Source organism: Arthrobacter sp. D3-18 (assembly GCF_054408525.1).
Window position 1 is genome coordinate 1 of the sequence record NZ_CP096440.1, and the last position, 15,490, is coordinate 15,490.

The following is a 15,490-nucleotide window of genomic DNA, read 5'->3' on the forward strand; positions in this document are numbered from 1 at the left end:
CCCCGATGCCTCATCGGGCCGAGATATGACTGTACAGCACATCCCGGCCCGATCTCAAATCGAGGCATTTCCCCGGATGTTTTCCGCCGATTTCGGCGTATTTCCGGGGATTTTTGTTAGTCGTCGGTCAGGGTGACGCCAACGCCACCAACCAACGTTGCGGAAATGTTATACAGCACGGCCGAAAGCATGGACAGTGCAGTCAACAGGACCACGTTCACCACGGCGATGATGGTGGCAAACGACGCCACCTGGCCAAGCGAAGCAATCTTCTTCAGTTCGAACCCGCTGCCTTCGGAGCCCGCCAAGGTGCCGAGAAGGCTATCCACCTGATTAAAGATGCCTGTGAGATCCAACACAGTCCAGAGAACAATTGCTGCCACGACGGTGACGATGCCCAATGCAACAGACAGCAGGAATGCCATTTTCAGCACTGACCAAGGGTCTACCTTGCTGACAAGGAGGCGCGCGCGGCGAACCTTTGCCTTGGGGGCCGGCTTCACAAGTCCGGGACCACCCTGGGCAGGGCGCTGGGTAGCCGTGCCTGCAGGACGCTGGCCGGGCTGCGCGGGACGCTGGCCTGGGGCACCGGCGGGACGCTGAGCCCCGGTGGCAGGACGCTGGCCGGGAGCGCCGGTAGGCCGCTGGGCGGAGTTGGTGCCACCTGCGGGACGTGCTCCGGCTGCGCCGGCGCCGGAAGAACCGGTTCCGGGACGCTGCTGGGGCCGTGCAGGCGTTCCTGCCTGTGCGCTGCCCGAGGGCTGCCGGAGTCCGCCGGGGACACCTGTGCTCGGCTTGGGATATGAGTCGGAATTACTCACTCGTTACCTCCGGTATTGTCTTCGTTCAGCTCCGCGCCCGTTTCGATATCCGGGTCTGCGTCGTTTTCCGTTTCGTCCGTCACGGTCGCCTCGGAGGCGCCGTCGTTTGCAGCCAACGTTACGTCATCGTCGAGTCCGTCCTCTGACTCTTCTACTTCCAAGCCGCGTTCGCTGTTGCGCGCGACTTCGATAATGCGGTCATTCTTGTCCGGCTTGGCGAAGATGACACCCATGGTGTCGCGGCCCTTGGCGGGGACGCCGGTTACGGCCGAGCGGACAACCTTGCCACCCTCCATGACCACCAGGACTTCGTCCTCTTCCTGCACGATCAGTGCGCCAACAAGGTCACCACGGTCTTCAGCAAGCTTGGCCACCTTGATGCCCAGGCCACCACGGCCCTGGAGCCGATACTCGTCCACGGCGGTCCGCTTGGCGTAGCCGCCCTCGGTCACGATGAAGACGAAGGAGCCGTCCTGGACAACGTCTGCGGCGAGCAGTTCGTCGTCTTCACGGAACTTCATACCGGTCACACCGGACGTGGCGCGGCCCATGGGACGCAAAGCATCATCGGTGGCCGTGAAGCGGATGGATTGGCCCTTGCGTGACACCAGGAGGAGGTCATCGGTTTCGCTGACCAGCTGGGCCGAGACAAGCTCGTCCTCATCGCGCAGGTTTATGGCGATGACACCGGCCGTACGGTTGGTGTCATAGTCCTCCAGCCGTGTCTTCTTGACCAATCCGTTCTTTGTGGCCAGGACCAGGTACGGAGCCTGCTGGTAGTCCCTCAGGTCAAGGACCTGGGCGATGTGCTCATCGGGCTGGAAAGCCAGCAAGTTGGCAACGTGCTGGCCCTTGGCATCGCGGCCGGCTTCTGCCAGTTCGTAAGCCTTTGCCCGGTACACGCGTCCAAGGTTGGTGAAGAACAACAACCAGTGGTGCGTGGTGGTGACGAAGAAGTGTTCCACCACGTCGTCGCCACGCAACTGCGCACCCTTGATGCCCTTACCGCCACGCTGCTGCGAACGGTAGTTGTCGCTGCGGGTGCGCTTTACGTAGCCACCACGGGTGATGGTGACAACCATTTCCTCTTCGGGGATCAGGTCCTCCATGGACATGTCGCCGTCGAAGCCCATCAGGATGTGCGTACGGCGGTCGTCGCCGTGCTTGGCAACGATCTCCGCGAGTTCCTCGCTGATGATCCGGCGCTGGCGTTCCTCGGAAGCCAGGATCGCGTTGTATTCCTGGATCATCGCTTCGAGCTCGGAGTGGCGGTCCTGAATCTTCTGGCGTTCCAGGGCAGCCAAACGGCGCAGCTGCATGTCCAGGATGGCGCGGGCCTGAAGTTCGTCGATCTCCAGGAGTTCCATGAGGCCCTCGCGGGCCGCTTCCGTGGTGTTGGAGGCGCGGATCAGCGCAATGACCTCGTCCAGCATGTCCAGTGCCTTGAGGAGTGCCCGCAGAATGTGCGCTTCTTCCTCAGCCTTGCGCAAGCGGTAGCGGGTCCGTCGGGCAATGACATCCATCTGGTGTGCAACCCAGTGCCGGATGAAGGCATCCAGGCTCAGGGTGCGCGGGACGCCGTCGACGATTGCCAGCATGTTCGCAGAGAAGTTGTCCTGCAGCTGAGTGTGCTTGTACAGGTTGTTGAGGACCACCTTGGCTACGGCATCGCGCTTGAGCACGATCACCAGGCGCTGGCCGGTACGGCCGGAGGTTTCATCCCGGAGGTCCGCGATGCCCTGGATCTTGCCGTCCTTGACCAGTTCGGCAATCTTGATGGCCAGATTGTCCGGGTTGGCCTGGTACGGAAGCTCGGTCACCACCAGGCACGTGCGGCCCTGGAGTTCCTCCACATTGACCACGGCCCGCATGGTGATGGAACCGCGGCCGGTTCGGTAGGCGTCTTCGATGCCCTTGTGGCCAAGAATGGTGGCGCCCGTGGGGAAGTCGGGGCCCTTGATACGCAGCAGCAGTGCTTCGAGGAGCTCTTCGCGCGTGGCGGTGGGGTTATCAAGCGCCCACTGGACGCCTTCGGCAACCTCGCGAAGGTTGTGCGGCGGAATGTTGGTGGCCATACCGACGGCGATACCTGAGGAGCCGTTGACCAGCAGGTTGGGGAAACGCGCCGGCAGGATGGTGGGTTCCTGGTTCTTGCCGTCGTAGTTGTCCTGGAAGTCGACGGTTTCCTCGTCGATGTCGCGGACCATTTCCATGGCCAACTGGGCCATCTTCGTTTCGGTGTAACGCGGTGCAGCAGCGCCGTCGTTACCGGGCGAACCGAAGTTGCCCTGTCCGAGTGCCAGCGGGTAGCGCATGGTCCAGTCCTGGATCAGGCGGACCAGGGCATCGTAAATCGCCATGTCGCCATGCGGGTGGTACGTACCCATGACGTCGCCCACAACGCGGGCGCACTTGTTAAACGAGCGGTCGGGGCGGTATCCGCCGTCGAACATTGCGTACAAAACGCGGCGGTGCACCGGCTTGAGGCCATCGCGGACATCCGGGAGGGCTCGACCGACGATAACGGCCATGGCGTAGTCCAGGTAGGACCGCTGCATTTCCGTCTGCAGGTCCACCTGTTCCACGCGGTCAGTCAGCACATCGCCCTCAAGGATGACGTCATCGGCGTTGGATTCCGCCGGGACTTCGGGAGTTTCGTCACTCATAATCTAAGGTTTCCGTTTCAGGTATATGTCAGTTCTGGAATATTCAGTGGCCCCTGTGGGCCCCTAGATATCGAGGAACCTGACGTCCTTGGCGTTCTGCTGAATGAAGTTACGGCGCGATTCGACGTCCTCGCCCATCAGGACGGAGAAGGTTTGATCGGCGGCCAGTGCATCGTCCATGGTGACCTGCAGCAGCGTGCGACGATCCGGGTCCATGGTGGTATCCCACAGCTCCGTGTAGTCCATCTCGCCAAGGCCCTTGTAGCGCTGGATGCCGTTGTCCTTAGGCAGTCGCTTGTTCATCGCGGCGCCCTTGCGGATGGTTTCATCGCGTTCGCGGTCGCTGTAAACGTAGTCGTGGGCTGCGTTGGACCACTTGATCCTGTACAGCGGCGGCTGCGCCAGGTACACGTAACCGTTCTCGATGAGCGGACGCATGTAGCGGAACAGCAGCGTCATCAACAGGGTGGTGATGTGCTGCCCATCGACGTCAGCATCGGCCATCAGGACGATCTTGTGATAGCGCAGTTTGGCGATATCGAAGTCCTCGCCGATGCCCGTTCCGAAGGCAGTAATCATGGACTGGACTTCGGCGTTACCCAACGCCTTGTCCAGGCGGGCGCGCTCCACGTTCAGGATCTTGCCTCGCAGCGGCAGGATGGCTTGGGTCTCCGGGTTACGGCCACGCTTGGCGGAACCACCGGCCGAGTCACCCTCCACAAGGTAAACCTCGCAACGTGAGGGATCCTTTGAAGAGCAGTCAGAGAGTTTGCCGGGCATGCCGAAGGACTCCAGCGGGCTCTTCCGGCGGGCGTTATCGCGGGCCTTGCGAGCTGCCATGCGGGCTTGGGCAGCGGAAATGGCCTTGCGGATGACATCGCGGGCCGGGCCGGGATTCCGTTCCAGCCAGTCACCCAACTGATCCGTGACAACTCGCTGGACGAAGCCCTTGACCTCGGAATTGCCGAGCTTAGTCTTGGTCTGGCCTTCGAACTGCGGCTCGGAAAGCTTCACCGAGATAACGGCCGTCAAACCTTCGCGGATGTCATCGCCGGTGAGGTTGTCTTCCTTTTCCTTGATGATGCTCTTCTCCCGCGCATAGCGGTTGATGAGCGAGGTCATCGCGGCGCGGAAACCTTCTTCGTGCGTTCCACCCTCATGGGTGTTGATCGTGTTTGCATACGTGTGGACACTTTCTGAGTAAGCGGTGGTCCACTGCATGGCAACCTCGACGGCGATGTGCCGCTCAGTATCTTCGGTTTCGAAAGCGATGACGTCCTCGTGGACGATTTCAACCTTCTTGCTCGAGTTCAGGTGCTTGACGTAGTCCAACAGGCCGTCCGGGTATTCGTAGACGACGGTGCGGTGCTCGGCGGCTACTTCGCCTTCGGTTGCGACGGCGTCGAGATCGAGATCGTCATCCCCATCACGGTTGACCGGACGCTCATCAGTGAGCGTGATCCGCAGGCCCTTATTGAGGAAGGCCATTTGCTGGAAACGTGCACGCAGAGTCTCGAAGTCGAACTCGGTTGACTCGAAGATGGTGCCGTCCGGGTAGAACGTCTGGGACGTCCCCGTCACGTCGGTAGCCTCGCCCTTGACGAGTTCGCCCTGCGGCTTGCCGCCGTCGGCGAAGGTCATGCGCCAAACGTGACCCTGGCGGCGGACTTCAGTGTCAACCCGGCGCGACAGGGCGTTAACCACGGAAATGCCAACACCGTGAAGACCACCGGAAACGGCATAGCCGCCGCCTCCGAACTTGCCGCCGGCGTGCAGGATGGTCATGACCACTTCAACGGTGGGCTTGCCCTCGGTCGGGTGAATGTCCACGGGAATGCCGCGGCCATCGTCCACAACGCGGACTCCACCATCAGCACGGAGCGTGATTTCGATGTGGCTGCAGTAACCAGCCAAGGCCTCGTCAACAGAGTTGTCCACCACTTCATAGACCAAGTGGTGCAGGCCGCGGGGACCGGTTGAGCCGATGTACATGCCGGGGCGTTTGCGCACGGCTTCGAGACCCTCCAGCACGGTAATATCGCTGGCACCGTACTCCCTGGGCGCCTCCGCGGGCGTGTCAGGCTTGGGAACAGTCTCCTCTTCGGGCTCTACTGCCAAGGTCTCTGCATTGTCGTTAGCCACAGGCGCTTTCGACTCCTCTGTACTCGATGTCGGCCGTTCCCGGAGCTGCCCACGGCGAACCGCGGCCGCCAACGGGCACGTGACTGATTGCGCCGTTTACTCCGACGAAGGGGTCCCCGATGCCACAGGAGTGGATTCAAGACCCGACGACGTTTCACCGGCGCTCAGTGATCTACGCCAATTCTATCGTGGAAACGCGTGAATCCTTGCAAATACGGGGGCAGCCGAGAGCTGAATATAGCCGTAGGAGACCGCTGGCCCTATCTTCAATGGCCCTACGGTGGTCCCGACGGGGGCCTATACGACTCGGGGGCGTTGAAACGCCCTGCACGCCGTTTAGCCGTAAGTGTCCCTCGGTCCGCGACCGTTGACGCTGCGTCCGCCCTTTCGCCAACTTGGAGCTGAAGGTCCCAACACCTGAATGCTCGTGACCACTCCTTCGCCCAGTTCATTGCGGAACATCTCCAGGAGGCTGGTGCTCAAAAGCCGCAGCTGTGTGGCCCAAGCCGTGGAGTCGCAACGGACGTGAAGCGTGGTGTCAGTGAAGCTCTCCGGCGTGCAGTGGGCGGAGATGTCCGGCCCCACCAGAGTCTCCCACTCCGCCATGACCGAGCCGACGGCCACAGGAGATGTCCAACCGCGTTCGGCCACCAAACGGCCTACTACTTTGCCAAGTCCCAAGGGATCACGGCCGCTGCCGTGGAATTGGGTGAAGCCTCTGGTATCCCGCAGCCCTTTGCGTTTCGGAACAGATCCGGGCCTCGGCGCGCGTTGCCGTACTTCGCCGCGGGCAGCTGCGGCTTCGCGCATCCGGTTCAGTGCCGCTTGGGCAGCATCAATTTCATCCGGCTCACGGCCGGGTTGAAGTCCGTCGTGGCTATCCTTCGCCATCGATGCCTCCCGGAACAACGGTTACGCGCCGTCCGGCCAGCTCCTCGGGAATATCGGCATCGACGGCGGCAGTCACCAGCACTTGCTCGGCACCAGCGACTATTGCTGCCAGTTTACGCCGCCGATGGACATCCAGTTCGGCGAAAACGTCGTCCAGGATGAGGATTGGCGCAGTGCCACCGGTCCGGGCGTCATCCAGCATCACGTAGTAGGAAGCCAGGCGCATTGACAGGCACATGGACCACGTTTCACCATGCGACGCGTACCCCTTGGCCGGGGCCTGTCCCAGAACGAGTTCCAGTTCGTCGCGGTGCGGACCTACCAAGGAGATGCCGCGTTCCAGTTCCTTTTTTCTGGACGCTGCGAAGGCTTGGATGTAGCGCTCCGTAAGTTCGTCAACGGACAGCAGGCGGAGGTCATCAACCGACGCCGAAGGCTCCGTTCCCTGGTCGGCCGGCCCGCCGTCGTCGTCAAGTACGCCCTGAATGGTTGAGCGGTAGACGGCTCCAGCGTCCTTGGATCCATCAGTGAGCTGGGCGTAAGCGCTGTTCAGGTGGGGACGCAAGCGCTCCACAAGTTCCAGGCGTGCGTGCAGTAACTCCGCGCCGGCACGGGCCATGTGCTGATCCCAGACATCCAGGGTCGCCTCGTGCCCGGCGGTGAACTTGCCGGTGCGGGCCGATTTCAGCAGGGCATTGCGTTGCTTCAACACACGGTCGTAGTCGCTGCGGGTTGCAGCGTGCCGCGGAACCAGGCTCACCAGCAGCTCATCCAGAAAGCGCCTCCGATTCGAAGGATCGCCCTTGACCAGTGCTAAATCCTCGGGTGCGAACAACACCGTTTGGCAGATTCCCAAAATGTCCCGGGCCCGGACCGGGTTGCTGCGGTTGATGCGTCCCCGGTTCGCGCGCCCGGAATTGATTTCAAGTTCGATGACCGTTGACTGCTCACCGCGGACGAGCCTCGCCCGGATCATGGCGCGCTCCGTGCCGAAACGAAGAAGCGGAGCATCCGTGCTAACCCGGTGGGAACTCAACGTAGCCAGATATCCGATGGCTTCCATGAGATTGGTCTTGCCGATTCCGTTGGAACCCACCAAGACCGTCACGCCGGGGCCGAGTTTCAAGTCGACCTGTGCATAGCTTCGGAAATCCGTCAGCGAAAGATGTTCGAGGTACACGCCGTTTGCAGGACTCCTGCGGCCTAGTTGGCCGGACGGGTGGCGTGGCCGCCGAACTGGTGGCGCAAAGCGGAAACCATCTTCATGGCAGGCGAATTGTCTTCGCGGGAGGCAAAGCGAGCAAAGAGTGCGGCCGTAATGGCGGGCGCGGGCACTGCGTTGGCAATTGCTTCTTCTACGGTCCAGCGGCCTTCGCCGGAGTCCTCGACGTAATCATCGATCGAGGCCAGGCCCGGATCTTCGTCCAATGCCTTTACCATGAGGTCCAAGAGCCAGGAGCGGACAACCGTGCCCTTTTGCCACGCACGGAAAGTTCCCGGAAGGTCCTTCACGATGTCCTTCGCAGCCAGCAACTCGTAGCCCTCGGCATATGCCTGCATCAGGCCGTACTCAATGCCGTTGTGGACCATCTTGGCGTAATGGCCCGCACCAACTCCGCCAACGTGGACAAAGCTGTCTGCCCGTTCACCCTCAGGACGGAGTGCATCGAAAACGGGCATGGCAAGTTCAATGTCCTCATCGGCGCCGCCTGCCATAAGGCCGTAACCGTTCTGGAGGCCCCAAACACCGCCGGACACACCACAATCTGCGAAGCGGATGCTCTTTTCGGCGAGTGCAGCAGCGTGCTTCTGGTCTTCCGTGAAACGTGAGTTGCCGCCGTCGATGACCAAGTCGCCCGGACTGAGCTTGTCGCCGAGCTCCGTCACGACGGCATCAGTAATCTCACCCGACGGAACCATCACCCACACCAACCGTGGAGTGGGCAATGCAGCGATGAGTTCATCAACCGACGCGACGTCCGTGACATCAGGATTGCGATCAAAACCTGTGACCTCAATGCCACCGTTCCGCATGCGTTCCCGCATGTTGAAACCCATTTTTCCGAGGCCGATCAGTCCGATGTGCACAGTGTGAACTCTTTTCTGTGGAGGTGGCGGGAGACGGTGCCGGGCTGGGCCCAATTGGCTCGCAGTTAGTTGGGGAGGCGGACCGGCATCACAAGGTAACGGTAGTCGTCCTGATCTTCGCCATCCGCTTCAGCCTGGGCCGTAATCATGGCTGGCTTCGGGGCAGTGGTGAAGGAGAAACGAACGTACTTGGTTTCGATGACGCTTAGGCCTTCAACAAGGTAATGCGGGTTGAAGGCAACGGTGATGTCTTCACCGGAAAGCTGGGCTTCCAGCTCCTCGGAAGCCTGCGCGTCTTCACCAGTACCGGCGTCGAGATTCAGTAGGCCTTGGGTGAAGGCGAGACGGACGGGGGTGTTTCGCTCGGCCACGAGCGAAACACGCCGAACTGCTTCAACGAGTTCCTGGGTCTGGACTGTTGCATGGATCGGCGTGGAGTCCGGGAAGAGTGAGCGGATCTTGGGGTAGTCTCCGTCAACCAGAAGTGAAGTGGTGGTCCGTCCACCACTTTCGAAGCCAATGAGACGGCTGTCGTCGTCAGCAAGCGCGAGGTTGATGTCGCCGCTGCCACCGAGGGTTTTGGCCACTTCATTCAGGGTCTTGGATTTGACCAGGGCGCTGGTGGAAATGCCCGGAGTTACAGGCTTCCACGGGACCTCGCGCATGGCGAGGCGGTAGCGGTCCGTGGCAAGGAGCGTGATGAGGTCATCCTCGATCTCCATGCGAACGCCGGTGAGAATCGGCAGGGTGTCGTCTTTGCTTGCTGCAATGATCACCTGTGACACGGCCTGGGCGAACGCGTCGCCAGGCAAGGTGCCGCTGATCGCGGGAAGTGCCGGGAGTGCCGGGTACTCGGACTCGGGCATGGTGGCCAGGTGAAAGCTGCTTCGGCGGCAGGTAAGAGTGACTTTGCTGCCATCAGTCTCGACTTCGACAGGAGCCGATGGAAGGCTGCGGCAGATGTCCGCAAGCAAGCGCCCGGAAACCAAGATGGTGCCCTCAACAGCAATATCTGCGGGGATTTCCAAACGAGCTGAGGTCTCGTAGTCAAAGCTGGAGAGGCTAACGGTTCCCGCCTCGGCTTTGAGGAGGAGGCCGGAAAGCACGGGTACGGGCGGCCGCGGAGACAACGACCGCGCGGTCCATGTAACGGCTTCTGCCAGGACGTCGCGGTCGACTCTGAACTTCACGGAAGGGTGCCGCCTTTCATTGCTGCTGCCATGTAGTAGCTGCGGCTTCCTGCTTGGAAGCCGCTAAATCTTCGCAGTCCGGGACCGGAACCTGCATGGTCCGCACTTAGCGAACTACAAGCAGACCCGAGGATGGGAGCGCTGCTGACAGCTTAGCCGGAAGATCCGCGATTAACCCATCCCCGTCGGGCAGGAGCCCTCGTATGTGGACAGTGGAGACCGGTCACGGCCTGACTCCTGCTCTGTCGTTTGAGGGACGGGACGGGTGGCAGAACGAGATTGTTATTTGAGGGATTTCAATTTTTTGGGATTCGTAGTGTTAATAACTGCTGTGGAAACTGTGGATAACCCGATCTCACCGCGTCGTTTCGCGGTTAAGCCCTGTTCACGGATTGTGCGTTAACTGGGTTTTAAACAGGGTGTGGATGGGGACAACTCCCAGGCCGTTTTTAACGATCCACAGATGGCTTAAGGGTTTTAAGCCCATTAACCGAGCTTGTCCCCTTAAGTATCCACAGGCTTATCCACATGCACCTGTTAATAAGGTATGTAGTGCCGGGCGCGATGTGGATTTCAGGAGTCTCGTTGTTGCTGTTTGATCCGGTTGGTCAGCTCCGTGACCTGGTTGTAGATCACACGGCGCTCTGCCATCAGCTCGCGGATCTTGCGGTCTGCGTGGATAACCGTGGTGTGGTCACGACCACCGAGCTCCTGTCCGATCTTCGGCAAGGACATGTCCGTCAGCTCGCGGCACAGGTACATGGCGATCTGCCGTGCCGTCACCAGGGTGCGTGTACGGGACTTGCTGCAGAGCTCTTCCATGCTGAGCTTGAAGTAGTCAGCTGTCTGGTCCAAGATCTGTTTTGCCGTGATTTCCTGGGCACCGTCGTCGGTGATGAGGTCCTTCAGAACCATTTCAGCGAGGGCCACGTCCACCGGCTGGCGGTTGAGGCTTGCGAACGCCGTGACGCGGATTAGCGCGCCTTCAAGTTCCCGGATGTTGCTGGAGATCTTGGAAGCGATGTACTCCAAGGCATCGTCCGGCGCCGAGAGACCTTCGCTGAGGCCCTTCTTGCGAAGGATCGCGATACGGGTCTCGAGTTCAGGCGGCTGGATATCCGTCAGCAGGCCCCACTCGAAACGGGACGTCATGCGGTCTTCGAAGCCGGCGAGCATCTTGGGCGGCTGATCGGAGGTGATGACGACCTGCTTGTTGGCGTTGTGCAGGGCATTGAACGTGTGGAAGAACTCTTCCTGGGTCCGGTCCTTGCCCGCCAGGAACTGGATGTCGTCGATCAGGAGCACGTCCACGTTGCGGTAGGTGGTTTTGAAGCTGGTGCCTTCGTCATCGCGGATGGAGTTGATGAAGTCGTTGGTGAATTCTTCCGAGTTCACGTAGCGGACCCGGATGCCGCTGTAGAGCCGGCGGGCATAGTGTCCGATTGCGTGGAGCAGGTGGGTCTTGCCCAAACCTGAATCGCCATAGATGAACAAGGGGTTGTAAGCCTTCGCCGGAGCTTCAGCGACGGCTACTGCAGCCGCATGGGCAAAGCGGTTTGATGAACCGATCACGAAAGTATCGAAGATGTACTTCGGGTTCAGTCGGCCGAACTCGTGCGAGGTACTCGGCGGCGTGGGCTGCGGCTTCGGTTCGGCGAAGTCGGATACTGCGGAAAGCTCGACGGCGGGTTCGGGCTCGGCGTGGATGGGCACCAGATCGGTGTCAACGTCGATTGCACAGCGGATGTCGTCCGAGAAGACATTGCGTAGGGCATCGTCCAAGGCGTCCTTGACCTGCGTCTGAAGGACCTCGCGGGTGAGTTCATTGGGAACGGCCACCAGCAGGGTTGAACCGATGAGGCCCTGTGCCTGGGCGAGGATGACGAAACCGCGCTGACGGGGTGAGACCCGGTCGTCTTGTTCCATGAGGCTCAGCACCCTGCGCCAGGAACTTCCGACAGTGTTGGCGTGGTTGGCTTCGTCTACTGTCATCAATCAGTTCCTAAATACTTGCTTGCCGGCGTTGCTGGCAGCCGAAGTGTCTCCGGCGGCGCTGTTCTGGGCGATAATCCACAGAGTTATACACAGCGGGTGGACATTGGGCTACTGAGCCACTCTAGGGGATGAAATCGCTAGAAGATAGCTGGGAAGTTGCCTGTGGATAATTACACCGTTGTGGTTCTCAAAAGCGAGCTGTGAGCCACTTCATCCACAGGCTGGGAACTGCGGTTGGACACAGCTGTGGATACCTCCCCGGCAGGCTCCCGGTTTGACTGTGGGTGCCTTTTTGCCCTAACGTTGTGAAGTCCTTTGTGTCCGCTTTTGAGATCAGTTGTAACTCCGTACGTTCATCGTGCGGGAGGCAACGGCGGCAGGCACATACAAAACTTAGCGTCGGCCAGTTCTTCCCCTTTTTTGATCGGGTGGGCGCACCTTTGATCCACTGGAGTAACTAACGTGAGCAAGCGGACTTTTCAGCCGAATAACCGCCGTCGGGCCAAGAAGCACGGCTTCCGCCTTCGTATGCGCACCCGTGCCGGCCGCGCCATCCTGGCTGCCCGTCGCGGCAAGGGCCGCGTCGAACTGTCGGCGTAAATAACTGACTTGTCGGTCAGGGTCTTTTTGCGGGTTCGACGGTGCTAGCCACCCCTAACCGTCTGCGGACGTCTACCGACTTTTCAACAACTGTACGTTCCGGCGTCCGCAATGGACGCCGGAACTTAGTGTTATATACGGCCTCTATCGGGGCCGGGGAGCCGAGTCGAATCGGCTTCATTGTCTCCAAAGCCGTCGGGAACGCCGTGACCAGGAACCTCGTTAAGAGGAGACTGAGAGAAGCAGGCGCACTGTCCTTGCACACGCATGGAACGGGTCTGGCGGTAGTAGTCCGGGCACTGCCCGCAGCTGCAACAGCCAGCTGGGAGCAGTTGCTCTCGGACTACAACGCCGCACTGGCAGTGACGACGAAGCGATTGGGTGGCTCAGCTCCACGCAACGCTTCGACCGAACACAACGGCACCACAACGGAAGGGACACCGCGTGCATGACATAAGCACCGCCGTCGTTCCTTCCTCAAGCGACCCCTCCGGGAAGGTTCCACATCGGAGCCTTCCGGCGGCGGTAGGCACGTTCCTCTGGGAGCTGCCCCGCAACGTCCTCATTCTCTTGCTGAAGGCGTACCGTAAGGTCGTCTCGCCCCTCTACGGCCAGGTTTGCCGTTTCTTTCCCTCCTGCTCGGCCTACGCCTTGGAAGCAGTGACGGTGCATGGCGCCGTGAAGGGCAGTTGGCTCGCAGCCACAAGGCTCGCCAAATGTCACCCTTGGAACGCCGGTGGAGTGGACCATGTCCCCGCCGGCCATCGTCATTGGCCTGAAGGCCGGACGCCCACAATTGTTGTACTGAACAATCCGGACCAGTTCCTGGCTGCTCAGGCTGATGAAGAAGGCCGCTCGGCGGCCTAACGAATAGGGATATCGTATGGACTTCTTTGAAACAATCATGTTTCCGTTCAAGTGGCTGGTGTCAATCATCATGGTTGGCTTCCACGAGGGACTGAGCTTCATTGGCCTGCCCGCCGCGAACGGCTGGACGTGGACTTTGTCCATCATCGGCCTCGTGTTGGTGATCCGTGCCGCCCTGATTCCTGTATTCGTCAAGCAGATCAAAGCGCAGCGCGGCATGCAGCTGCTGCAGCCGGACCTGAAGAAACTTCAGACCAAGTACAAGGGCAAGACTGATCAGCTGTCCCGCCAGGCCATGGCGCAGGAGCAGATGGCGCTGTACAAGAAGCACGGGACCAACCCGTTCTCGGCTTGTTTGCCGATGCTGATCCAGATGCCGTTCTTCTTTGCACTGTTCCAGGTGTTGTCGGGCATCTCCACCAACGCCAAGCAGGGCCAGGGCGTTGGTGCCATGAGTCACGAGCAGGTAGTTCAGTTCGATTCGTCCAGCATCTTTGGTGCGCCGCTGTCCGCCTCGCTCCTTCACGGTGACCCCAGTGGTGGCAACAGCGCTGTGGCTGTTTGGGTTTTGAGCATCATCATGATCATTGCCATGACGGCCTCGCAGTTCATCACGCAGAAGCAGATCATGGCCAAGAACATGTCGGAAGAGGCCATGGCCAGCCCCTTCATGCGTCAGCAGAAGATGATGCTCTACATCCTGCCGCTCGTGTTCGGTATCGGTGGCATCAACTTCCCGATCGGTGTCCTTATCTACTGGACCACCACCAACCTCTGGACCATGGGCCAGCAGTTCTTCGTTATCCGCCGTATGCCGACGCCGGGATCCCCCGCAGCCAAGGCGCTTGAAGAGCGCCGCGCCGCAAAGGGCCTGCCCCCGCTGTTGGGCGGAAAGAAGAACGCCGCCGCGGACGCTGCCGCTGAAGCCGAAGCTGCCGCTGCGGCAGCCGCCGAAATCAGGGCCCAGCGCGTCCAGCCACAACGTAAGAACAGGAAGAAGAAGTAATGTCTGCCGAGAGCACCGAAGAAGCAATGACCGCTGTGACCGAAGACCAAGAGGACTCGCAGGAAGAGACGCAGTCCAAGACAGCCAGCCGTTTGGAAGAGGAAGGCGACATCGCCGCCGACTACCTCGAAGAACTCCTGGATATCGCCGACATCGACGGTGACATCGACATTGAGGTCCGCAACGGACGCACATACATCTCCATCGGTGCTGATGAAGAATCTGCAGCGCTGGACAGTCTCGTCGGGCGCGATGGCGAAGTTCTGGAAGCCCTGCAGGAGCTGGCCCGCCTTTCGGTCCTTTCCGCCACCGAAAGCCGTTCACGTCTTGTCCTGGACATCAACGGATACCGCAAGGAACGTGCCGGCGTGCTTCAGCAGATTGCCGAGGACGCCGTTGCCAAGGTCAAGACCGATGGCGGCACGGTTGCCCTTGAACCGATGAGTGCTTACGAGCGCAAGATCGTCCATGACGCCGTTGCTGACCTCGGATTCGTCTCCGAGTCCGAGGGCGAAGGCGCTGGCCGCCACATCGTCGTTTCGGCTGACTAGCAGCTCATGGTTGAAATCACGGCAGCTGAACTGGAAGCGGCAGAGAAAATTTTTGGGGAGCGCTTGGATCTTGCCAAGCGCTACGTGGAACACCTGGCTACGTCGGGGACGGAACGCGGGCTGATAGGCCCCCGTGAGATTCCGCGCCTCTGGAGCCGTCACGTCCTGAACTGTGCAGTAATAGAGTCCGCCATTGCCATGGACAGCCATGTTGCCGACGTCGGATCCGGCGCGGGCCTTCCGGGCCTTTGCTTGGCCATTGCCCGCCCGGATCTTGAGCTGACATTGATTGAGCCTTTGGAGCGTCGTGTCATCTGGCTCCAGGAGGTTGTTGATGACCTCGGCCTGGACAACGTCACCATCATGAGGACCCGGGCTGAGCTCGCAGTCGGAATGGTGGATGCTGACGTCGTTACAGCACGGGCCGTTTCTGCCCTCTCCAATCTGGCTGGTCTTACCATCCCTCTCCTGAATGGTCACGGAGAAGTGGTGGCCATCAAGGGACGCAGCGCCGCGGAAGAGATTGAGAAGGCAAAGAAGGTCATCCGCAAACTTGGAGGCGTGGAAACGTCAGTTGTGGTTTGTGGACAGGAGCTTTTGGAGGAACCCACCACCGTGGTGAGGATCATCGTCAACAAGCCCGGAAAGACGGCGTAGGTCCCGCTCGGTTTCC

The 15,490-nt window shown here is 60.4% G+C and carries 14 protein-coding genes; 6 read left to right on the plus strand and 8 right to left on the minus strand.

Translation table 11 applies throughout. From position 1 onward, the window contains the following. Window positions 1-116: 116 nt before the first annotated feature. The 8 genes from M1D89_RS02020 to dnaA all read right to left on the minus strand — a co-directional run bounded on the left by M1D89_RS02020 (window position 117) and on the right by dnaA (window position 11,790). Entirely contained in the window at window positions 117-821 is a 705-nt protein-coding gene (locus tag M1D89_RS02020) for a DUF3566 domain-containing protein (RefSeq protein ID WP_402938789.1), read from the minus strand. Continuing rightward, window positions 818-3,487, minus strand: a complete 2,670-nt coding sequence (gyrA, locus tag M1D89_RS02025) for a DNA gyrase subunit A (RefSeq protein ID WP_498647572.1) — start codon at window positions 3,485-3,487, stop codon at window positions 818-820. Before gyrA ends, M1D89_RS02020 begins: the two co-directional genes overlap by 4 nt. A 63-nt stretch (window positions 3,488-3,550) precedes the next feature. Continuing rightward, window positions 3,551-5,629, minus strand: coding sequence for a DNA topoisomerase (ATP-hydrolyzing) subunit B (gene gyrB, locus M1D89_RS02030; RefSeq protein WP_017199753.1), 2,079 nt, complete (start codon window positions 5,627-5,629; stop codon window positions 3,551-3,553). Window positions 5,630-5,965: 336 nt separating this feature from the next. Next, a complete protein-coding gene (locus M1D89_RS02035) occupies window positions 5,966-6,520 on the minus strand; it encodes a DciA family protein (protein ID WP_454808952.1) in 555 nt (184 codons plus the stop codon). After that, on the minus strand, window positions 6,507-7,700 hold the full coding sequence (gene recF, locus M1D89_RS02040) for a DNA replication/repair protein RecF (protein ID WP_498647575.1): 1,194 nt from the start codon (window positions 7,698-7,700) through the stop codon (window positions 6,507-6,509). Before recF ends, M1D89_RS02035 begins: the two co-directional genes overlap by 14 nt. A gap of 23 nt (window positions 7,701-7,723) precedes the next feature. Continuing rightward, on the minus strand, window positions 7,724-8,608 hold the full coding sequence (gene gnd / locus M1D89_RS02045; protein ID WP_498647576.1) for a phosphogluconate dehydrogenase (NAD(+)-dependent, decarboxylating): 885 nt from the start codon (window positions 8,606-8,608) through the stop codon (window positions 7,724-7,726). Between the two features lie 65 nt (window positions 8,609-8,673). After that, entirely contained in the window at window positions 8,674-9,798 is a 1,125-nt protein-coding gene (dnaN, locus tag M1D89_RS02050) for a DNA polymerase III subunit beta (protein WP_011772783.1), read from the minus strand. A 573-nt stretch (window positions 9,799-10,371) separates the two neighbouring features. After that, entirely contained in the window at window positions 10,372-11,790 is a 1,419-nt protein-coding gene (dnaA, locus tag M1D89_RS02055; RefSeq protein ID WP_498647578.1) for a chromosomal replication initiator protein DnaA, read from the minus strand. A 465-nt stretch (window positions 11,791-12,255) separates the two neighbouring features. Here dnaA and rpmH point away from each other — a divergent pair, with 465 nt between their 5' ends. Genes rpmH through rsmG form a run of 6 tightly spaced genes read left to right on the plus strand, consistent with a single transcriptional unit; the run spans window position 12,256 to window position 15,474 of the window. Then, window positions 12,256-12,393 (plus strand): 50S ribosomal protein L34, encoded by a 138-nt coding sequence (gene rpmH, locus M1D89_RS02060; protein ID WP_011776797.1) that lies wholly within the window; start codon window positions 12,256-12,258, stop codon window positions 12,391-12,393. A 41-nt stretch (window positions 12,394-12,434) separates the two neighbouring features. Then, entirely contained in the window at window positions 12,435-12,845 is a 411-nt protein-coding gene (gene rnpA / locus M1D89_RS02065) for a ribonuclease P protein component (RefSeq protein ID WP_043470913.1), read from the plus strand. After that, entirely contained in the window at window positions 12,775-13,260 is a 486-nt protein-coding gene (gene yidD / locus M1D89_RS02070) for a membrane protein insertion efficiency factor YidD (protein ID WP_498647581.1), read from the plus strand. Before rnpA ends, yidD begins: the two co-directional genes overlap by 71 nt. Before the next feature lie 16 nt (window positions 13,261-13,276). After that, window positions 13,277-14,266, plus strand: a complete 990-nt coding sequence (gene yidC, locus M1D89_RS02075) for a membrane protein insertase YidC (protein ID WP_091464261.1) — start codon at window positions 13,277-13,279, stop codon at window positions 14,264-14,266. Beyond that, complete coding sequence (locus M1D89_RS02080) at window positions 14,266-14,817, plus strand: Jag family protein (protein ID WP_498647583.1); 552 nt, start codon at window positions 14,266-14,268, stop codon at window positions 14,815-14,817. Before yidC ends, M1D89_RS02080 begins: the two co-directional genes overlap by 1 nt. Before the next feature lie 6 nt (window positions 14,818-14,823). Continuing rightward, window positions 14,824-15,474, plus strand: a complete 651-nt coding sequence (gene rsmG, locus M1D89_RS02085) for a 16S rRNA (guanine(527)-N(7))-methyltransferase RsmG (protein ID WP_011776793.1) — start codon at window positions 14,824-14,826, stop codon at window positions 15,472-15,474. The last annotated feature ends 16 nt before the right edge of the window (window positions 15,475-15,490 follow it).

Coding starts and splice junctions, on each gene's coding strand:
- gyrA (WP_498647572.1), bottom strand. CDS start 3,487: ATGAGTGACGAAACTCCCGAAGTCCCGGCGGAATCCAACGCCGATGAC.
- M1D89_RS02035 (WP_454808952.1), bottom strand. CDS start 6,520: ATGGCGAAGGATAGCCACGACGGACTTCAACCCGGCCGTGAGCCGGAT.
- dnaA (WP_498647578.1), bottom strand. CDS start 11,790: ATGACAGTAGACGAAGCCAACCACGCCAACACTGTCGGAAGTTCCTGG.
- yidC (WP_091464261.1), top strand. CDS start 13,277: ATGGACTTCTTTGAAACAATCATGTTTCCGTTCAAGTGGCTGGTGTCA.
- M1D89_RS02080 (WP_498647583.1), top strand. CDS start 14,266: ATGTCTGCCGAGAGCACCGAAGAAGCAATGACCGCTGTGACCGAAGAC.
- rsmG (WP_011776793.1), top strand. CDS start 14,824: ATGGTTGAAATCACGGCAGCTGAACTGGAAGCGGCAGAGAAAATTTTT.